Origin of the sequence: Streptomyces sp. ISL-98, assembly GCF_018614055.1 — a bacterium.
GTDB classification, from domain to species: Bacteria; Actinomycetota; Actinomycetes; order Streptomycetales; family Streptomycetaceae; genus Streptomyces; species Streptomyces spiramyceticus.
The window spans coordinates 1-18,722 of the sequence record NZ_JAGGPB010000080.1 but is presented as its reverse complement, the minus strand read 5'-3'; the positions used below and the strand labels follow the sequence as shown (position 1 = coordinate 18,722).

The 18,722-nt window shown below is 68.6% G+C and carries 22 protein-coding genes and 3 pseudogenes; 19 read left to right on the top strand and 6 right to left on the bottom strand.

Going from position 1 to position 18,722, the window contains the following annotated elements; genetic code table 11:
• Positions 1 to 28: 28 nt before the first annotated feature.
• From J7I98_RS37035 to J7I98_RS36995, 9 genes are all read left to right on the top strand, one after another.
• On the top strand, positions 29 to 523 hold the full coding sequence (locus J7I98_RS37035) for a hypothetical protein (RefSeq protein ID WP_214929465.1): 495 nt from the start codon (positions 29 to 31) through the stop codon (positions 521 to 523).
• Positions 520 to 939, top strand: coding sequence for a DUF6415 family natural product biosynthesis protein (locus tag J7I98_RS37030; RefSeq protein ID WP_214929464.1), 420 nt, complete (start codon positions 520 to 522; stop codon positions 937 to 939). Before J7I98_RS37035 ends, J7I98_RS37030 begins: the two co-directional genes overlap by 4 nt.
• Before the next feature lie 174 nt (positions 940 to 1,113).
• A complete protein-coding gene (locus tag J7I98_RS37025) occupies positions 1,114 to 2,340 on the top strand; it encodes a hypothetical protein (protein ID WP_308378065.1) in 1,227 nt (408 codons plus the stop codon).
• Positions 2,337 to 3,263 carry an NAD(P)-binding domain-containing protein gene (locus J7I98_RS37020; RefSeq protein WP_214929463.1) on the top strand — a complete coding sequence of 309 codons (927 nt, stop codon included), beginning with the start codon at positions 2,337 to 2,339 and terminating at the stop codon, positions 3,261 to 3,263. The genes J7I98_RS37025 and J7I98_RS37020 overlap by 4 nt, the downstream gene beginning before the upstream one ends.
• Positions 3,260 to 4,393 (top strand): hypothetical protein, encoded by a 1,134-nt coding sequence (locus J7I98_RS37015; protein WP_214929462.1) that lies wholly within the window; start codon positions 3,260 to 3,262, stop codon positions 4,391 to 4,393. The genes J7I98_RS37020 and J7I98_RS37015 overlap by 4 nt, the downstream gene beginning before the upstream one ends.
• Before the next feature lie 1,006 nt (positions 4,394 to 5,399).
• Positions 5,400 to 5,591, top strand: coding sequence for a toxin-antitoxin system HicB family antitoxin (locus J7I98_RS37010; RefSeq protein ID WP_251021733.1), 192 nt, complete (start codon positions 5,400 to 5,402; stop codon positions 5,589 to 5,591).
• The gene (locus J7I98_RS37005; protein WP_214929461.1) at positions 5,588 to 5,884 is read left to right on the top strand and encodes a type II toxin-antitoxin system PemK/MazF family toxin; all 297 of its coding nucleotides are present in this window, start codon (positions 5,588 to 5,590) and stop codon (positions 5,882 to 5,884) included. The genes J7I98_RS37010 and J7I98_RS37005 overlap by 4 nt, the downstream gene beginning before the upstream one ends.
• 60 nt (positions 5,885 to 5,944) lie before the next feature.
• Complete coding sequence (locus tag J7I98_RS37000; protein ID WP_214929460.1) at positions 5,945 to 6,310, top strand: hypothetical protein; 366 nt, start codon at positions 5,945 to 5,947, stop codon at positions 6,308 to 6,310.
• Positions 6,311 to 6,312: 2 nt separating this feature from the next.
• The gene (locus J7I98_RS36995) at positions 6,313 to 6,642 is read left to right on the top strand and encodes a DUF6233 domain-containing protein (RefSeq protein ID WP_308378064.1); all 330 of its coding nucleotides are present in this window, start codon (positions 6,313 to 6,315) and stop codon (positions 6,640 to 6,642) included.
• Positions 6,643 to 6,688: 46 nt separating this feature from the next.
• On the opposite strand, the pseudogene J7I98_RS41795 reads toward J7I98_RS36995, so the two are convergent.
• A pseudogene (locus tag J7I98_RS41795) lies at positions 6,689 to 6,880 on the bottom strand (hypothetical protein); the annotation flags it as partial.
• A gap of 714 nt (positions 6,881 to 7,594) precedes the next feature.
• On the opposite strand from J7I98_RS41795, the gene J7I98_RS36990 reads away from it, so the two are divergent.
• The 3 genes from J7I98_RS36990 to J7I98_RS36980 all read left to right on the top strand — a co-directional run bounded on the left by J7I98_RS36990 (position 7,595) and on the right by J7I98_RS36980 (position 8,843).
• The gene (locus tag J7I98_RS36990) at positions 7,595 to 7,855 is read left to right on the top strand and encodes a hypothetical protein (RefSeq protein ID WP_214929459.1); all 261 of its coding nucleotides are present in this window, start codon (positions 7,595 to 7,597) and stop codon (positions 7,853 to 7,855) included.
• Between the two features lie 183 nt (positions 7,856 to 8,038).
• Positions 8,039 to 8,509, top strand: a complete 471-nt coding sequence (locus tag J7I98_RS36985; RefSeq protein ID WP_214929458.1) for a Ku protein — start codon at positions 8,039 to 8,041, stop codon at positions 8,507 to 8,509.
• Complete coding sequence (locus tag J7I98_RS36980) at positions 8,466 to 8,843, top strand: hypothetical protein (protein ID WP_214929457.1); 378 nt, start codon at positions 8,466 to 8,468, stop codon at positions 8,841 to 8,843. The genes J7I98_RS36985 and J7I98_RS36980 overlap by 44 nt, the downstream gene beginning before the upstream one ends.
• A gap of 190 nt (positions 8,844 to 9,033) precedes the next feature.
• Here the strand turns inward: J7I98_RS36980 and J7I98_RS36975 are convergent, their stop codons facing one another.
• Entirely contained in the window at positions 9,034 to 9,255 is a 222-nt protein-coding gene (locus J7I98_RS36975) for a hypothetical protein (protein ID WP_214929486.1), read from the bottom strand.
• On the opposite strand from J7I98_RS36975, the pseudogene J7I98_RS36965 reads away from it, so the two are divergent.
• From J7I98_RS36965 to J7I98_RS36955, 3 genes and pseudogenes are all read left to right on the top strand, one after another.
• Positions 9,254 to 10,247: pseudogene (locus tag J7I98_RS36965) on the top strand (DUF4238 domain-containing protein). The gene J7I98_RS36975 and the pseudogene J7I98_RS36965 overlap by 2 nt on opposite strands.
• Positions 10,247 to 10,663 carry a hypothetical protein gene (locus J7I98_RS41790; RefSeq protein ID WP_251021732.1) on the top strand — a complete coding sequence of 139 codons (417 nt, stop codon included), beginning with the start codon at positions 10,247 to 10,249 and terminating at the stop codon, positions 10,661 to 10,663. Before J7I98_RS36965 ends, J7I98_RS41790 begins: the two are co-directional and overlap by 1 nt.
• A gap of 84 nt (positions 10,664 to 10,747) precedes the next feature.
• Positions 10,748 to 10,906, top strand: a complete 159-nt coding sequence (locus tag J7I98_RS36955) for a hypothetical protein (RefSeq protein WP_214929456.1) — start codon at positions 10,748 to 10,750, stop codon at positions 10,904 to 10,906.
• A 371-nt stretch (positions 10,907 to 11,277) separates the two neighbouring features.
• On the opposite strand, the gene J7I98_RS36950 is transcribed toward J7I98_RS36955, so the two are convergent.
• The 4 genes from J7I98_RS36950 to istA all read right to left on the bottom strand — a co-directional run bounded on the left by J7I98_RS36950 (position 11,278) and on the right by istA (position 14,406).
• The gene (locus tag J7I98_RS36950) at positions 11,278 to 11,508 is read right to left on the bottom strand and encodes a hypothetical protein (RefSeq protein ID WP_214929455.1); all 231 of its coding nucleotides are present in this window, start codon (positions 11,506 to 11,508) and stop codon (positions 11,278 to 11,280) included.
• A gap of 355 nt (positions 11,509 to 11,863) precedes the next feature.
• Complete coding sequence (locus J7I98_RS36945) at positions 11,864 to 12,223, bottom strand: Imm51 family immunity protein (protein ID WP_214929454.1); 360 nt, start codon at positions 12,221 to 12,223, stop codon at positions 11,864 to 11,866.
• A 69-nt stretch (positions 12,224 to 12,292) separates the two neighbouring features.
• Positions 12,293 to 13,063, bottom strand: a complete 771-nt coding sequence (gene istB, locus J7I98_RS36940; RefSeq protein ID WP_214929453.1) for an IS21-like element helper ATPase IstB — start codon at positions 13,061 to 13,063, stop codon at positions 12,293 to 12,295.
• Positions 13,060 to 14,406, bottom strand: coding sequence for an IS21 family transposase (gene istA, locus J7I98_RS36935; RefSeq protein WP_251021731.1), 1,347 nt, complete (start codon positions 14,404 to 14,406; stop codon positions 13,060 to 13,062). Before istA ends, istB begins: the two co-directional genes overlap by 4 nt.
• Before the next feature lie 47 nt (positions 14,407 to 14,453).
• Here istA and J7I98_RS36930 point away from each other — a divergent pair.
• The 4 genes and pseudogenes from J7I98_RS36930 to J7I98_RS36915 all read left to right on the top strand — a co-directional run.
• A pseudogene (locus tag J7I98_RS36930) lies at positions 14,454 to 15,374 on the top strand (DNA polymerase III subunit beta); the annotation flags it as partial.
• Between the two features lie 139 nt (positions 15,375 to 15,513).
• The gene (locus tag J7I98_RS36925) at positions 15,514 to 15,759 is read left to right on the top strand and encodes a hypothetical protein (RefSeq protein ID WP_214929451.1); all 246 of its coding nucleotides are present in this window, start codon (positions 15,514 to 15,516) and stop codon (positions 15,757 to 15,759) included.
• Positions 15,760 to 16,152: 393 nt separating this feature from the next.
• On the top strand, positions 16,153 to 17,013 hold the full coding sequence (locus tag J7I98_RS36920) for a polyprenyl synthetase family protein (protein ID WP_308378063.1): 861 nt from the start codon (positions 16,153 to 16,155) through the stop codon (positions 17,011 to 17,013).
• Between the two features lie 104 nt (positions 17,014 to 17,117).
• Complete coding sequence (locus J7I98_RS36915; protein ID WP_214929449.1) at positions 17,118 to 18,221, top strand: hypothetical protein; 1,104 nt, start codon at positions 17,118 to 17,120, stop codon at positions 18,219 to 18,221.
• The last annotated feature ends 501 nt before the right edge of the window (positions 18,222 to 18,722 follow it).

Sequence of the window (18,722 nt, the reverse complement as noted above, 5' to 3'; positions counted from 1 at the left end):
GACATGACGACGAATCAGGGAGGCGGCCGTGGCGAAGTCCTCCGCCAACGGAGCGGCCAAGAGAACCAAGAAGCCCACCCCAACGTGGCATGAGCTGGCTGCCGAAACCGACAGCAAGCGTGCGCTCTGGGTCCGGGGCCGCAATCACACGGACTTTGTGGCGTGCGGCGAGGACTGGCAAGCCGTGTGCGTGAAGCCCATAGAGCTGGGCCTGGACGCGCTCGCCGCGATGCGCATCGGCACCCGCCGCGGGTACCTGATCGTTGCCGACCACCTGCGCGGCGTGCTGTACGTGATGGTGCCGCCCGGCAACGGCGAGGCGTTCGCCGGTATCCCGGGCGTGCGGGTCCTCGGCCGGGGCCACCAGCTGCTCATGCCGCGCACCACGCAGGACAGCAGCACTGTGGCCGACTGGGTCGGCATCCCGCGCACTCTCGACGTCCCCGTGCTCGTCGACCCCGACCGGCTCGCCGCGCGTCTGCAGGAACTGGCGCGCTCGTACGAAGAGGCGATGGCGTCATGAGCGACACCCCTCTCCAGACTTCCGGCACGGTGCTCGTGCTGTGCGATCCCCACGGCCTGCTCACCCGGGAGATCCCCCTCGACCGGGAACCGATCATGCTGCTGGTCACCGCGGTGATCGCACTGCCTGCGACCGGGGACACGCTCCCGCCGACGGACTGCGAGCAGATCGCCCGGCTGCTGGCCGGGCATGCCCGCGTCGTCGCTGACGACGTACGGGCACTGTGCGCCCAACTGCCGCGCCGCAGCCCGCTGCGCTCGCTCACCGAAACCGTGCTCGGCGAGGCCCGCCGACGCCTGTCGGTGGATCCCCGCCCCACCCTCGCCTCCGCACAGAACCGGGCCCGGGTCGTTCGCATCCTGTACGAGCGCCTCGACCAGCTGCAGGCCGCCGGGTACGGCCTCCCCCCTTCCTGACCATCCCTCCCCGAGACGCCCGATGCCCTCCCCCCGTGGGCTCGGGCGCACGGGAGCCCCCGGCAGGCGCCCGCTCCTCAACCGGCCTGCCGGGGACTTCCTCCCCCAGCCACCATGCGCCGCCCCGTCCGGTGCCCCGGGCGGGCTTCCCATCCACTGCCGTTGGAGGCGTACGTGAGCACCACAGCCGTGAGCACATCGCCCGACCCTGTTCCCCCCGTCCCGGACGCCGGCGAGGTGTTCGCCTTCGCCACCCGCGAGATCGCTGCCGCTGCCGCCGACCTGTGGCCGCGCGCCGTCGTCGACCTCGGCGACCACGTCCCGAGCGTCACCGGCTACGTGCGCCGTGTCCGCGTGGACGGGCGCCCCCTGTACGCGAAGTACTCGATGCTGGGGGTGTCGCTGGTCTCGCTGCTGCGGGGCGCCTGCGGCCCGTGGCCGGAGGTCCGGGTGCAGCAGCAGGCGTACGTGCGCCGGGCTGATGCGCTGATGGACCGGGAGGCGGCGCAGCTGCGGCTCCTGGCCCGGGTCGGCCGGCCCCGGGTCTGCCCCGTGGCCGGGCTGCAGCGCGGGGTGCTGTTCACCGATTCCGTGACGGGCCCGACCCTGGCCGGGCTCCTGCTGGAGCGTCCGCACGAGACGGCCGCGCTGTTGGAGAGCGCGTTCGGTGAGCTGCACCAGCTGCACCGTCCGGCGGTCTCCCGGCTGCTCACTCCGGCTGGGATCATCGGTGAACGCAGTATCCGGGGCACGTTCCAGCGGAAGTTCAACGGGCTGAGCGGTCCCGCGTACGTCGACCGGCTCGGCGCCGACCGCTGCGCACCTGAGGAACGGCCCCTGGTGGTCGAGCTGCTGCGCCGCATCGTGGCCCGGCTGCACCGGCTCCCCTCTCCGGGCCTGCCTTCGGTGGCGCAGCGCGTGCCGACCTACGGCGACCTCAAGCCCGAACATGTCCTTTTCCCTGACGGACTGTCCGCCCGGCCGGTGTTCCTCGACCCCGGCCTGCTGCTCGCCACCCCCGTGGTGGACGCCGCGAAGCTGATCAGCCGGACCGTGCTCCTGCTGGCTGCTGCCCGGCCCGGTCCGGAGAACAGCGAACCTGCGGCGTACGGCGTGGGCGCCTTCGCCGCGGCGCGGATGGACGTGCTGCCCGCGTCTGCCCGCCGCGCCTGGCTGCGGGAGCTGCTGGTGCTGTGGCTGATGGACAGCGTCAACATCCTCACCACGTATTTGTCGGCCCCGGCCGCGCTGCCGCTGCCCGACCAGGGCCTGGCGCTCGTCGGCAGGGCGGTCGATCTGTGCCGGATGACTGAGCAGATCAGCGCGGAGCTGGCGGCCGGCACCGACGCGCCCGCCGTGTGGGACCGCGCGCTCGGTCTGGCTGAGGCGGTCGCCGTATGACGCCGCAGCAGGTGGGCGCCGTCGGGATCGTTGGCACCGGAGCAGTCGGGCAGGCCGTCGCCACCACCCTCGTGGCCTCCGGCATCTGCGAGCGGCTGCTGGTCGCCTCCCGCACGCGGGAGCAGGCGGCGGCGCTGGTCGCCGACCTCGACGACATGCGCCAGAGCACCGCCTCGCCCGTGCAGCCCGAAGCCCGCCGCGTGGCGGACCTGATCGGCTGTCACGCGGTCGTCGTCGCCGCACGGGCCGCGTTCACCAACAACTGTGCCGCCGACGTGCGGATGGGCGGGGTGGCGGCCAACGCGCCCGTCATCCGCGCGCTGGGCACCGCGCTGCGCGGCTACCAGGGGACCGTGCTCGTGGTCACCAACCCCGTCGACCTGATGACCCGGCTGTTCGTCGAGACCTCCGGCTGCCCGCGGGTGTACGGGATCGGCTCGAACCTCGACTCCGCCCGCTACCGGCTCACCCTGGCCCGCCTGCTCGACGCGCCCGCAACCGCCGTGCACGGCCACGTCATCGGCGAACACGGAGACGGCGCGGTGGTGTGCGCATCGTCGACCACCGTCAACGGCACGCCTGCCGCCGTCCCCCTTGCGGAGGTACGCGCGGAACTGCGTACCCGCCCCGGCCGGATCAGCGCGGGCGTCGGCCGCACCCGCTCCGGGCCCGCCGGCGCGGTGCTGTCCACCCTGCGCAAGGCCCTCGGCCTGGTCGACGGCACCGAGGAACTGACCTGCGAACACCGCGGCGACTGGCTCGGAATTCCGTTGCGCTTCACCGCCGGTCGGCCCGTAGCGTGCCTGCCCGCCCTCGACGCGGACGAAGACGCGCAACTGGCCGCGACCGCCACCAAACTCCGTGGCGCCTACCAGGCGTTACGGCCGTCCGGACCCGCACCCAACTCCCTGGAGACGATGTGAGTACCCCGACCGCAACCCGGCTGCAGGCCGCGGACGCGAGCGTGACTGTCCTGAGCAACACGCCCTTCGTCACCGACTGGTCCCGCCGGTACTTCGGCCCCTGGTGGAAGGCGTTCGAGGTCCCCACGGGCAGCGTCTGCGCCGGGCCCCTGGTCACCGCCGACATCGACGAGAAGGCGTACACCGACCTGGCCGCGCTGCTCTCGTCCGTGCCGCACAGCGTGGCCACCTACGCCAAAGCCCGGCTGCTCCTCGCCCGCGACAGCACGGGCACCATCACCGCCGTCGCGCCGGACGAGCAGCTCGCCTACCGCTCCGAGCAGCTGGGCGGGCACGTCACCATCTCCGGCCGTGACCGTGAGCCCCTGGCGCTGGCCACGGCCCGGATCGCACGCGAGATGATCCGCGCGACCCTGCTGCGGGATGGCTGGACGCTCCTGCACGCCTCCGCCGTCGTCCGCGACGGGCGGGCGCTGCTCACCTTCGGCTCCAAGGGCGCCGGGAAGACCACCACGGCGCTGCTGCTGGCCAGCCGCGGCGCCGAACTGCTCGCCAATGACAGGGTGTTCGTCAAGGTCGCCGGGGATGAGCTGCGGGTACTGCCCTGGCCGTCGGCTGCGGCCATCGGCCTCGGCCTCCTGGACGCGCTCGGCCTGTACGACGTCGTCCGCGACCGGCTCAAGGGCGGGGAGCAGCTCCACCCGACCCAGCACCAGGACGTCACCGATGCCCTGCTCGCCGGTCGGCGCGAGCCGCTGTGGGAGCCCGGCGGCAAGCGGGAGCGGAAGGTGCAGGTCTTCCCCGACCAGTTCAGCAGCTGGTTCGGCATGGAGCTGGCGGCCGGCGGCTGCGCGGCCGGGCTGCTGTTCCCCCGGATCGACGCTGCCGCGGTTCCGGCCCTGGTCGACGGCGACCGGACGCTCGGCAAGGACGACTTCATGAGCGGCTCGACAGAGGACCGCTACCCGGACCACTTCGGCCTGGCCCACGGCATCGACGGCGGCGGCAGTGACCTGGCCCGCGCCACGGTCGCCGACCGGCTCGCCGCCCTCCCGCACCACCAGGTCGTCCTCGGCCACGACGTCGCGGCCAACGCCGACTTCCTGGCCAAACTCGCCAGCGACATGTGAGTCCACAAGCCCGCCCGCTGCTCTCCCCGTGAGCGCGGGCCTCCCCGGGCCCCGGTGGTGAGCGAAGAGCTAGGGCGGCTCGCGCACCACCGGGGCCCCTTCACGTACGGCCCCCGCGCGCGTACGCGTAGGGCGGTCTCACAGGTTCCACCGATGTACCTTTTACCAGGTCAGCGCGCTGCACCGTGGTCTCACAAACACCCCCGGAGGGACCGGTGGGCAATGGGGGGCCTACGTGGTTGGGGGCCATTGCGTACGCCCTGCTGGAAGTCGCTACGGCGATCCGTGAGAACACCGAAGCCCGCGAGTAGGGCAGTTCCCGGCAACAGCGGCAGGGGAGAGCCCGGGCGTGTTCCCCGACCCCCATATCGGCCGCGTGGGCATCGCCCGGGCAGCCCAAGCCGCCGCCCCTGCCGCGCGGCACCTTGACCAGACAGGTCGGCGTGCGTCTCGTAAGGGCATGATCGAAAATCGACCCGCCATCACCTGCGAAGTCTTCGAGAAACTCTGCTGGGTGCTCCACCAGACAGAAGACGGACGCCCTACGAAAGAGATCGAGGAGGCTAAGCCTGATCCGAGGGTCGTACGGTCCTCAGACCGTCGGCTGGCGCTGTACGTCATGAGCCTGTTGGGTCTGAGCCTCCGCGTCGATGACCCCGACGCTTTCCAGAGGGCGACACTCGGTAAGTCGTGAGAAGTCGAGCATGTTACCTGCGGCGGAGGGTGTACGGCGTCTCGTGGGCGAGCATCCGCCGTACGGTCTCTGGGTGCCAGCGGTCCCCGCACTTCGGGCGGATACCCTCGGCGTCCAGTGTCCCGTAGCCGTGTCCCGATTGGCGGGAGTTGCTGCGGGTTCCGGGACGCTTTTCGGGACGGCACGGCAGACGCTGGCGTACGCGGCGGCCCGTCGTCCCAATACGACCGTTTCCGGGACGCTTCGTTTGTACAAGCGAAAGCCGAGCGCCACCACTGACTGACACCGCTCTGCGGTTGCTAATGTGGTGGCATGGCTGTCATGACATTGCGAATCCCGGATGACCTTGACCCGTCGATCCGTGCCGGCGCTGAGGCTGCCGGTCTGTCCCTCAACGCCTACATCGTGCGCGCCGCACGTCGGCAGGCTGTGCTCGACGCTGCCCAGCAACTCGCCAGGCTCGGCCTCGGCGACGACCTGTGCGGCGAGGGCGACACTCTGTGAAGCGCGGGGAAATCTGGACGCTGCCGGACGGCCGCAATGTCCTCGTCGTCTCGCTCGACGGCCTGGAACAGGCATACGGCGCGGTCCTCGCGATCGTGCTGCACCCCGCCGGGCGCTACCCGGACACCGCCATGTCCGTCGTGCTCGACGAGCCGTTGCCCTGCACCGCGGTCGCGGTCAACCTCCAGCAACTGCGAACAGCGCGCTTCGACGGCGGGCAGCTGCTCGGCAGCGTGGAGCCGGCGGTCATGGAACGCGTCAGCCAGGCCCTGCGCGCGGTGCTCGACCTGTAGATCACCAAGGGGCGGCGTGCCTGCTGGCCTCCCAAAATCGAACACGCGTATCATTCTGGGGTGGCCGCGTACGACTTTCCCCAAGACCTCCGCTCTGCTCAGCAACGCCTGCACCAGACGTGGGCGGAGTACGAAGCGCTCGGTCGCACTCTCCCGTGGTCGGTGGAGCCCTCCGAAGGGTGGACCGCCCCGAAGGTGCTCTACGCGGACGGGGATCCTCGGAGCCTGCCACCTAGCCCTGGCTACACCGACGAGCAGAAAGCCGAGGTGGCCCGGCTGCGCCACGAGCTCGTCGAGCTGTCGGTCACGGTGTCGACGCACCCGTACTGGGAGACGGTCGCTGTCGGCGAGGTGGTGGATCAGCGCATGGCGCTCAAGCACGTCCACCAGCAGGATGCCGACTCCGGCCAGGGCGAAGCGGCGTAGCCGTGTCGGACCGCCCACCGCTGTCCCGTCTCGACCGCCTGAGGATCGTGGAGGAGTACCAGGCGTACCAGCTGAACCGGACCCGTCAGACAATCCGCGAGCTTGAGCAGCAGGAAGCGCAGGAGCGGCGTCGGCGGGAGGCTGCGCATGCCCAGTCGTCGTGGAAGATCCAACCGAAGCGGGCTGGGCGCCCTGCTCTCCTGCACCGGGGCAGCTGCTCCTCCTACCAGGGCTTTGGGGGGTTCCTGGGGGAGATGGAGGCCAGGATTGCGCTGGCCGAGCCGGATATCGGGCCGTGCCCGATCTGCGCCCCGGAGACCGGTCTGACCTAGGGAAGCCGCCCCGGCAGGGGCTGAGGGGAAGGAGACCGCGGTCGCCTCAGTCCCCGCGTGCGGCCTTCGCCGTCCGTACGCTCTCCTCCAGTGGGGCCATCAGATCCACCGTCGGCACCGTCTCCTCCTGGGGCTGCCAGACGTAGCGGACGTCCGGCTCCCGTTCATCGTTGCGCAGCCCGTCCGTTCGCTCGACCTCGATGAAGCCGTGCCGCTCATAGAACCGCCGCGCCGGCTCCCGGGCGCCCTCGATGAGGTAGGGCTTGTAGCTCCCGTTCTCGGTGAGACCCTCGGTGTCGAGGTAGAAGATCGGCAGTCCGCGCTCGCGGGCGCGGGCCCGGACCCTGTCGGTCAGGATCTCCTTGATCAGGATGTCGTCGGCCGGGGCGAGGGTGAAGGCGTAGCTCTGGGTGAGGTCGTTGCCCGCGCGTGCGGTGACCCTCCGCCGCAGCGGGCTCTGGCCGGCGCGGGCAAGAGGCCGGGTCCGTCACCACGGGGGGAGTGAGGGACCCGGCCTGAGGTCCACGCTGTCACACCCGTCGCCGACGGGCGCGGTCTTCGTCGCGGGATGGCGTGACTTCGTTCGTCCTCACGGCCGTCGGACGCGCTCGATGACCTGAGGGATGAGATGGCTTCCCACCGGCACGTCCGGTCGGTGCGGGACTTGGGTTGGGCTGTACGGCACCGACCCGGACGTGGTGATCCGGCTCATTCAAGGAAAGCCCGATGGCTGCCAGGGTCTACCCGGTGATGTTCCACAGGCGCCGGCGAGCGGAGCCGAACGGGGTCATATACGCAGTGTGCCGCCGGAGCGCGGCGGGCTCGTCCGGCGTGACGGTCAAAGGAGCCAGTGTGCGTTGAGTGGCGTTTCCGGTCACACCCCCTATACCTATGGCTGAATCGGGTGCATGATCCCTTCACCCCCCACGCACAAGCACGTAAAGGGGGCGGTATGAGTCTGAAGCGCCACGTCCGGACCCGCGTCACGGTGGTTCGCGCCGGGGACACCACGACGCTCGTCTCTCTTGAGGGCTGGTACGGGGGCGTGCTCCTCGCCCCGGTCGATACCCGGATCGTCGTGGCGGCGGTTGGTATGTCGCGCCACTGCCTGCCCGATACCCAGTTGTGGGTGATGGCCCGGCACACCGCGCGGGCCGCGGAGGATCTTGACCTTCGGGGCTGGGAGCCCTGCAGTCTCCCGAGAGCAGCGTGACGCGATCCTTCGACCTCCCGCTCCTCCGTGTCGAAGCGAAACCGGCCGCTGCAGGGTGTTGCCCCTGTTGGACCCACAGGGGCAACACCCTGCAGCAGTGACACGCCCAGGGTGACCTGCACCAACGCTGGGATGCGATCACTGGTCGGCGGGATTGCGATGGGAGGTAAGGAGGTGGAGGGCATGGCCGGCGCGGTCTGGAACGGCGTGGTGACGTTCGGCCTCGTCACCTTGCCCATCCGGCTCGTCACCGCGACGCAGAGCCATGCGGCTCGCTTCCGGCAGATCCAGCGCGGCACCGCCGACCGGGTGCGCAACAAGCGCGTCAACGAGCGCACCGGCAAGGAGGTCGACGCCGAGGAGATCGTCAAGGGCTTCGAGGTCGGCGACGAGTACGTCATCGTGGAACCGGCGGAGCTGGACGACATCGCGCCAGGTCGTACACGCGCGCTGGAGATCACCTCGTTCGTTGACGTCGCCGCCATCGAGCTCGTGTACTTCGACCGCACCTACTACCTCGCGCCCCAGGCGAGCGAGTACAAAGGCGTCTACGCCCTGCTCCACCAGGCGATTGCGGCAGACACGGCGGGCTGGCATCGGCACGCTCGTCATGCACCAACGCCAGTACCTGGTCGCGGTGACCGCGGACCCTGACGGCGTCCTCGCCGCGCACACCCTGCGCTGGGCGGATGAGGTGCGCGATCCCCGAAAAGAGCTGCCAGAACTTCCGGAGGAGAAGGCCGCCCCCAGCGGCAGGGCCCTCGCCATGGCCGTCCAACTGGTGGAGGCCTTGAGCGCCGACTGGAATCCAGGAGAGCACCGCGATCAGTACCAGGAGCGAGTGCGTGAACTCCTCACAGCAAAGATGGCCGGGGAGCCGGTGCCCAAGGCCGCACCGGCTCCAGCCGCCATCGACGCCCAAGACCTCATGTCCATCCTCGAGGCAAGCGTCGAGAAGGCCAGGGAGACTCGAACGCAACGCCCCTGAAGCGGGAGCCGTTCGCTGACTCGCCGCACCTTGTATACGTCACGCTCCGCGACCAGCGCTGAGCCTTATGACAGTGGGCCTCTGGAGTGACGAAAGCGGGGCCTGGTCGGTGCCCACTCAGCTTGAGACAGGACGGGGGGCAAGCGTCCGGCGCCGCATCTGCGTGACCCAACCCTCGCCACTCGTGTGCTCAGATGCGCTCGGTCCATTCCTTCAGGGCCGTGGCCAGGGCGCGCACGTCCACGTGCCCGGCCGACACCTGCTCCGCGAGGTCGGCGGCTTCCTTGGCGGTGAACCGTACGGGCAGGCCGCTGGCGTGCAGATAGCTGGCCGCGACCGTCGCACCGAACAAGCTGGTTGCTGTGCTCCAGCGCCGGGACGTGGCAGCGTCGCGGACTACCCTCGATCGCATGTCGCCACCCAAGCGCCACCACTTCGTCCCGCGGTCCTACCTGGCACGCTTCGGCGTCGATAACCAGGTCCGCGTCAGGCGGCGCGGCAGCACGGCCCCCTACACGACCAACGTCATCAACGTCGCCGTCCAAGGCGGCTTCAACACCACCATCTCGTCGGACGGGCACCACTTCCACCTTCGTCGAGGACAAGCTCTCCCACCTGGACGATGACGGCGTCCAGGTCATGCGCGAGATCGACCGCACTGGTCGACTACCGGCTGCGAGGAGCGAAGACCGGGAGGTGCTGTGCCTCTATCTCGCTGCCCAGATGAACCGGACGCCGGAAAGGCGCACCGTCGTGCTCTTCCCCCAGGCAGTGAAGGCGTACGCGAAAGACCGGCCTCTGGATTACGCCCTGGTCGCGGAATATCTGGAGCGCGAACACCTCGGCTTCGCTCCGCAGCCCGCCGAGATAGAAGGCGCGTGGAGCTGGCTCCAAGGCGTGATAGCCATGTACGGCGTCCCCTCCCAGACCGATGCGATCTACGCGACATTGGGGACGGTGGACGACCTTATGCCGCACTTCCGCAGCAGGCACTGGCAGCTGGAGGTCTCACACAAAGCCGACTTCCTCACTTCAGACGCCCCTCTCATCCTGTGGAAGCCGAACTCCAAGGAGGACGCCTACAAGGGCTTCGGTCTCCTGGACGCCCATCAGATCAGGTTCCCCCTGGATCCGCGCAAGCAACTGGTCCTCACCCGCGGCACGGGCACATCGGTGGCAGATGTGAGCGCGAGGCGGGTTGAACGGTGCAACACCGACCTGGCCGACACATGCGAGCAGGTCATCGTCGGACATCCCCTCCGGCCTACCTGGCAGGACAAAGTGGAGCTCAGGGAACGCGGCCCCAGACTGCGCTTCAACCAGGCACCGGGCGTCCGAGTCGGCCCGGGCGGCCGCAGGCAGCCGATGGGCGACGTAATCCACCACTGGACCAGCCGCCGCTGATGCGGCCTGCGCGCTGTCTGCCCACGCTGCCGGCCTGTCTCATCGCCGGTCTCACCACGGCCGAGGGCGAGAAGGCGATCCGCGCCGTCTACGCCCCCATCCTGGACGCCGGCGTCCCCCTGTTCGTCACCGACGTCTCCCAGATCGTGGAGATCCTCGGCATCGACCCGCGTATCGGCAGCGGCGGCATGAGGCCCGGCATCGGCTACGGCGGTGGCTGCCTCCCCAAGGACATCCGCGCCTTCACGGCCTCCGCCCTTCAGCCTGCCCCTTCGCCCGAGCCCGACTGGCTCGTTCGTGGCGTGACGCGCTATCAGTTCTGTGTCGCGGTGGGCTGCTCCGGCTACCCGCGCGAGCAGATGGACGCGCTACGCGACGAGCTGTGCATCGACGAGGACGGACAACGGCTCAGGTAGAGGTCCGGCGGGCGGGGGTTGTCTCGTCCTCGATCACAGTTCCACAGGTAGGCGATCGACGCGCCGTAGGCCCCGGGCACCTGGATGCCGCCCAGCGGCGAAGTCCACTGCCAGTACGCCGCGGAATGGACCGGAACCAAGCTCCGCTGGGACCTGGCCGTCGACCCGCAGGAACAGGCCGAGCTGCTTGAGCTTGCCGAGCAGTGCCCGACCACCGAAGTCCACTTCGAACCCGCACCGTAAGTGCAATGGCGGGAGAGCGCAGGGGCACGTCCGGTGCTTGGCGACGCAGGGGCGCGGGCAGCGATCGAGATCAGAGGGCAGTTGGCGTTCTCACTCTTGGGCCGAGTACACGCTGCAGAGCCCTGGTCGGGCGCTCATTCACGGAAACTCCGACCTACCGACGGACCGGATCGCCGTGTTCGACCGCCCGCAACGTATTCCAGTCACGACCCTGTTGTGTGGCTGAAACGAGTGCAATGCTGTGACGGCGGTGATCCTCTTTCCCCCCAAGGTGGAGATCCCTCACTCTGGCCCCGCCCGTGTGCTGGGCGGGGCCACGCCGTCCCTCCCGGCCTCCCTACGGGAGGGCCGACGCCTGCCACGACCCGGGCTTACGACCGATTCCAGTCGTCCTTCTGCAGCCCCTCCTTGAGGATGGACTTGTTCATCTGCCGGACCACGGTGAACGGCCGTCCAGCCCGTCGGCCGTGTACCTCGGCCTGATCGACGGTGAGCTGAAACAAATCCCGCAGGTAGGACTGGCGACGTTGCGGATCGGCGCAGGCCCCGTTGAGCAGTGCCTCGAACGTCGCGGTGTCGTCTGCCGACCAGGCGGCCATCATCCGGCGGGTGAAGACCCGCCTGGCTGCTTCGCGAGTCGGCGCTGGCAGTCGGGCAGACGGCCGCGGTGACAGGGCCAGTCGTCGGCGAAGCAGCGGTTCAGGGCAGGTAGTCACGCCACTCCGTCAACCGGTGGTCGTTCTGCCGCTGCCGCTGCTCCCTCGTCAGCCGGGATGAGCCTTGACCCGACGGGGAAGGGCCGCAAGCGGTGGACCATGCGCTGGAAGGCGCCTCTCAACGCCTTCCAGATCGCCTTCGAAGGCCGACTGACCCCGGCCAGCAACTGAACCTCAACAACCAAGATCAGCCGTTAAATTGACACACCCCGAGATGCGGTCAAGACCGATTCGCGGCTCGTTAGCGGGGCAGGAAGAGTGGGTCAGCGACTTGGATGTGGCGTGCGAGGAGGTCGCGGTCGTGGAAAGCGTCGCGGAGCACGTCTCCCAGCTGCTGGAGCGCGGTGAGGTCAGTGCTGGTGACGACGAAGGTGCCGGACTCGGACCCGAAGTCCAGGCGGTCGGCGAGTTCGGGCATGAGCGAGTGGACGAGCGACTGGGCCAGGCCCTCCCAGCCGTGCCCGTTGCCTTCGGCATTGTGCTCCTCGAAGACGTCCTCGACGTGTTCCATGTCGCCGTCGAAAAGCATCAGGCAGTGCGAGGTCTGTATGGCGTCTGCCTCGTCAAGGATGAAGGGGGCCAGGGGCGATTGTTCGGTCACGGCGTGATCGTAGAGGTCGGCTCGGACAGTTGACGGGTGTGCTGCCTGGCGAGGGTTCTGTGCGTCTGGTCAGGCGGCGTCAGTGTCGCGTTCGATGGCGGCGAGCCGGTTCTTCAGCCGGTAGCTGGGGCCGTTGATCGCGATGACGTCGCAGTGGTGGAGGAGGCGTTCGAGGATGGCAGTGGCGAGGACCTCGTCGCCGAACACCTGTCCCCATTCGCTGAAGGTCTTGTTCGAGGTCAGGATGATCGAGCCCTTCTCGTAGCGCTTGGAGATCACCTGGAAGACCAGGTTCGCCTCGGCGCGTTCGAGGGGCTGGTAGCCCACCTCGTCGACCACGAGGACGCTGGGCCGCAGGTAGGTGCCGAGCTTGCTGGCCAGACGGCCTGCTGCTTCGGCGGCTTTGAGGTTGCGGACCATGTCGTCGAGGCTGGTGAAGTAGATCGAGTAGCCGGCCCGGCAGGCCGCGACTGCGAGAGCGACGGCGATATGCGTCTTGCCGACCCCGGGCGGGCCGAGCAGGGCAGCGTTGGCCTTGGCCTCGACGAACGACAGGGTGGCGAGGTCTTTGACCTTGCGCGGGTCGAGCTCGGGCTGGAAGGAGAAGTCGTACTCGTCCAGTGTCTTGTGGTGTGGCAGCTTCGACAGTCGCAAGCCCTGGCGGAAGCGACGGTCGTCGCGGACGGCCAGCTCCTCGGACAGCACCAGGTCGAGGAAGTCGAGGTAGCCCATCTTCGCCTCGTCCCCCCGGCGGGTGTACTCGTTGATCGTTTCCGCGAGGTGGGGCAGGCCGAGCTTGCCGGCCGTGGTGCGGATGCGGTTGCCGGTCAGCTCGCTCAAGACGTTTCCCTCGTGCTCGGGTGGGTGGTGAAGGGGCGGGTGCCGGTCAGCTCGTCGTAGACCGACAGCGGGCGGCGGCCGACCTCGATCCTGGTGACGGCTGCCCGGCTCAGCAGGGTCTCCAGCGGCCCGGTCTCCCGGCCCGGCGACGGTTCGTGCCGGGGCTGGGCTGGGACGTCGCCGGTGGTGGTCCGGCGGCCCTTGCCGGTTGGCAGGCCGTCCCAGTGCGTCTCGTCAACAACGCGGACTCCGCGGCCGACCGCCCGCGGGTGCATGGCCACCAGGGTCTCTCCGCCGTTGTCGGGGGCGGTTGAATGGAGCATGACCTGTGACTTCGTAGCCCGGATCTCGACCAGTTGGCGCGGACGGATCTTGCGGGCGGGCACCGAGTAAAGGTTGCCGCCGAAGGCGACCAGGCAGTCCTTGCCGACCGGCCGCAGATGCCGCTCGGCCACCAGATAAGGGGCCGACGGCAGCGGCTTGAGGGCCGCATGGTCGCGTGCCGCCCGCTCTCCGATGACCTGCTGGTGAGTCCTGTGGGCCTGAGCCCGACGCTGCGGGACCCAGGTGGTGAAGGCGGCGTCCATCTCCTCGATGGAGGAGAAGGCCCGTCCGGACAGGACGTGGTCGCGGACGATGAGGACCTGCCGCTCGACGCGGCCCTTGCCGGTGGGGCGATAGGCAGCGAGGACGTCGAAGTCGTAGTGGCCGGCGAAGCCGACCGCCTCCGGGTGCAACGGCACCGCCTCGCCCGGGGCCACGTGCCGGCGAACGACGGTCTTGGTGCGGTCGTAGACGATCGCCATCGGGACGCCGCCGAAGTGGGCGAAGGCCCGGCGGTGGCAGTCGAAGAAGGTCTGGAGGTCCTGGCTGGTGGTGAAGCAGCAGAACGGATCGCGGGAGTACGACAGCGTCATGTGGAAGGAGTAGACCTTCGGGATGCCCATGTGGGCGAGGATCTCGCCCTCGTCGCCCCAGTCCACCTGGGCCTGGGCCCCAGGGATCACCTCGAAGCGGCGGTGCATGCCCGCCAGTTCCTTCGGCGTGATGCCGAGTTCCTCGGCGATTCGCGGGCGGGCTTCCTGAACATAGAGCTTGACGCGCTGGTAGTTGCCGGTGAACCCGTACTCAGCGGCCAGCCGCTCGTGGATCACTGATGCCTTCATCAGGACCTCGGCCCGCAGCATCGAGTCGACCAGCGGCGCGAACTCGTCGATCGCCCTCGCCCGGGACCGCCCCTTCGGCGACCGCCGCGGAGGGCTCGCCGGGCCCGGCGCCGACAGGTACTTGCGGACCGTCTTCCGGTCCAGTCCGGTCTCCCTGGCGATCTCCGACAGGCTCATCGCCCCTGACTCCAAAAGGCCGCGGAAACGTCGCAGTTCCAGTCGACCTGCGCCGGGCGGGTATGCCATTGGCGGACATTCGGCTTGTGCTGGCCGGCTGGTGCAGTGAGGACACCGACCTGGTGCGGAAGCTGCTTCAGGCGCATCTGCGTCGTCTTGAACTGGGGCTGCCCGATGCCCGCAGTGAGTTCTCCACAGTCCGAGCGCTACTCGAATACAGGGAGAATCCCATGACTTTGCTCCGCACCGCCACCGTCCGGTTGGCCGTCTCCGCGCCTGAGCTGGCGGCCGCGTTGGACGCGGTCCGTTTCGCCGCCAGTACCGACCCGCAGCTGCCGATGCTCGGCGGTGTCCTGTTCGACATCGAGGGTGAGACGCTCCATGTTGTGGCCACCGACCGGTACCGGATGGCAGTCGCACAAGCCGGTACCACCGGGCATGGCGGGCCCCGTGTGCAGGTCATCGTGCCGTCCCCGCTCGCCGACGCGATGCGAGCGCTGCTGAGGAACGACGCATCCGTCCAGCTCACTGTGGACGGTGACCGCGTGGCCTTGGAGGCAGGGGACCGTCAGGCGGCTGGCCAGTGTCTCAATCACGACTTTCCTGATTACCGTCGCCTCGTCCGCCTGCCGGCAGGGCACCGTGCCCTCGTCGATGTCCCGGCCTTCCGGACGGCGGTGGAAACCGGCTCCGTCCGCGTCAGCGAGGTGCGCGAGCAGGACGGCGTGTCCTGTGACCTCAGCGTGCTCAAGGTGGCGGGCGACGGCACGGTGTGCGTCTGTGAAGACGGTGACGACGGCCAGGACAACATCGCCGTCAATCGCGAGTTCCTGCTGCATGCCCTCGCCGCCGGAGCCCGGGACCAACTGATTCTGGAGTTCGGCGCCCCTACGGCGCCCCTGGCGATCCGCCGGACCGACACCGAGGGCACCTTCTCGATACTGATGCCGGTCCGCCTGGAAAATTAACTGGTCGGCTTCGGGAGTCCTTCGAGGGTTGACTCCAGCCGACCATTAGTCGTTGTGTCGCCTTCCCTGGCCCGCCGCCTCGTGGTGAACCAAGGAGGCCGTTGCATCAGGTCGTGTCGGATACCTAGGGTCCGACGCCATGCACTTGATCAAGTGCTCCCCGGCGGGCTGGGAGTCCTGGGATGTTGATCGGCAGGCGCTCATACGCGACCGGATGCCGATCATCGTCGACGACGATCTCCGCTTCAAGGACGCCCCGGGCGTACTGCGTCCCGCCATGGCCGGGAACCACTGGCTGCGCGAACTCCCCCTGAACGGGGCACCGGCAACTCCTCCAGCACCTCGTTGCGGGCCAGGGAACACGAGCTCAGCGCGGGTGGTCTGATGCTGGCGGGTCCGCCGCCTGGCAGCGCACGGACGGGGCCCCGTAGTGAATCGAATGCGCTGTGTGCTTCGTGTGCGCCCCCGGCGTGGGCTTGTAGCAAGGGCAGGTTTACGCATTTATGAGAGGTAGGAGACCCTCGTCGAAGATCGCTGATTGCGGGTGGCCCTCCCCCGAGTCTGACGGGACTCTCCCAAGCAGGAGGCGGCTGAAGTGACGGTGGTGGTTTCCCCGGCGTCGGCGGCGCCTGACCCACAGCAGGTTCTTGAGGGCGCCAGTGCCGTGGTCCGCCCCGCGCTACATCAGGCGGCCGGTCGGCTGCCGAGAGAGATACGACATCTGGTGGGGGTGCACTTCGGCTGGTGGGATCAGACGGGTGTCCGGCTGGACGGGCACGTGGGGAAGGCGATACGGCCTGCCCTGGCGCTGGCGGCTTGCGAGGCGGTCGGCGGCGAGCGGGCCGCAGGAATACCCGCGGCAGTAGCGGTGGAACTGGTCCACAACGCCTCTCTGTTGCACGACGACATCATCGATGGCGACCGGCTGAGGCACGGGCGTCCGGCCCTGTGGGCGCTGCTGGGGGTACCCGCGGGGATACTGACCGGCGACGCGTTGTTCTTCCTCTCCGTTCAGGTGCTGTCCGAGGCCCCGCCGCCGTTGGGCACTCTGGGGGTAGGTCGGCTGACGCTGGCGGTACAGGAGTTGGTCCACGGCGAGTACGTCGACACGCTGCTGGAGAGCCGTCCCACCGCATCGGTTTCAGAATGCGCGGCGATGGCGGGCGGAAAGACAGGTGCCTTGATTGCGGCCTCCTGCGCCCTGGGGGCCCTGGCCGGCGAGGCAGGGCCGGAACGCGAAGAACACCTACGGGAGTTCGGCGCACACGTGGGGGCGGCGTTCCAGCTCATCGATGACGTGATGGGCATCTGGGGCGACCCGAAGCAAACCGGCAAACCGGCCGGGGCGGACCTCGCCGCTCGCAAGAAGACCCTCCCCGTCGCCGCCGCCCTCGCCGCCGACCACCCAGCGGGACGGGCGCTGACCGAACGGTATGCGCATCACGGCCCCCTGTCCCCGGCCGAGATCCGGCAAACAGCCCAGTGGGTTGAGGAGGCCGGGGGACGCGCCTGGGCGGCCAGGCAAGCCGCCCGCCATCGAGAACAGGCCCTGTCCCACCTGACGGCAGCCCGCCCGGCCCCCACCGCGGCAGCGGAGCTGGCTGCCCTCGCGGACTTCGTCACCCACCGCGACTACTGACCTGACATCCGGGCGCCCCGTGCGCCTCCCGGCCCAGCGAGCCATGCCGCCCACCTCCTCACCGGCCCCAGATTATTAGAGGACACAAAGCAGGGAAGGGACATATGACAAGTCAGCAGTCTTTCTCGCCCGCGGACGTCATCAATGCCTTGAGCGGCAAGGTCGTTAACGTCTACTCCCCTGTCCCCTTGAGGATGCATCCCGTCGGAAGTGAAACCATCAACCAGGCCATGGTCGAGTGGGTCGAAAAGTACGAATTGCACGACGGGTTGTATAGCAGCGACTATCTGCGCGCCATGGATTTCGGGTTCCTACTGGGAACCGGTTCGCCCACCTGGACCGAAGAAGCCATCATGGCGTATACAAGCTACTTTGCCGGCTTCTTCGTCATGGACGACCATCTGGATTCTCTCTCCGGCCAGCGGGATGCACTGGTGGTGCGCGTCGGCGACATCACTGATCCCTGGATCAACCCCTCACAGGCCCCCGCGGCCGACAACAACTGGGCACGGATGTCGCGGGACTGCCGGGACCTGCTGGACAGGACCGTCGCCCCCTTGAGCAATCACGACATGCACGTGGCCGTCTGCCACATGATGCTCAAATGGGCCTTCATGTACTCGGTCTCTGCTCTGGGGAGAACGATGCCGGTCAGCGACTACCTTCGCATGCGCCCCATCAAATCCGGCGTATTCTCGCTTGCCGCGTACCTTCCAGTCGGCTGCGGGTACCAGCTGCCCCAAGGCGCCTTTAATTCACCCCTTGTCGATGCCTTCACAAGGTCCGTTTTCCTGCCAGCTCTCATCGCCAACGACATGATGTCCCTCGCCAAGGAAATGAACGCCGAGCACCCGAACATCGTCACATCCCTAGCGCACGAGCATCACCTCAGTCTGACAGAGGCAATAAAGGAAGCCTGGGTACTGCATGAGCGGATTGTTTGCCTCATGCTCCGCCTCCAAAAAAGGCTTCTCCGGCACCCCAGTCCTGAAATCACTAGGTATGCCGCCAACCTCCCCTACTGGATCTCCAGCACACTTCACTACAGTGCGGCCAGCGTCCGTTACATAGCGGCGAAAGATCTCCCGGCCCCCATGGCCCCACCCACCGTCAACCTGGTGGACTCCCCTGTCTTCTGGGATCCCGACGACCTGACACCCCCGCCCTACCCCGATATCGCCTGGTGGTGGGACCAGCTCGGCACCTGATCAACGAGGGCTCAGGCAGTGCGGCAGCGCCGCCCCCAAGCAAGGGCGCGGAGGACGAAGCCTGTCACGGCCTTAGTGAGTGTTTCCGTCCGGCCGCCAGAGAGCCGGAGAAGTGGCCGGTGACTGGTCGGCGTTCGTGACCGGTCACGCTCATGTGGTGGCCGATCGGGGCCGGATCGGTCGTGGCCGATGGCCGTTGGGCCCACCGAATCGGTCACCGGTCACGGACGCCGGAATCGGTCACGTGTCTATCGGTCACCGGTCATCGGCCACGCGGGATGGAACGCCGCTGTGATGGCCGGTGGCCCCCTCGGCCACCGGCCACATGAGGGCCAACTGATCAGGAGCGGCTGGTGACCGACAGCAGGTGCGCGCATCCCTGTGTCGGTCACCAGCCGCTCCTGCCCGGTAGTTACTTCGTCTTGTTCAGGCGCGACTGTGGCGGGCCCCTGCACTCGACAGCTGCACCAACGTCCTCCGCTTAGGGCCTGCGGATCATTA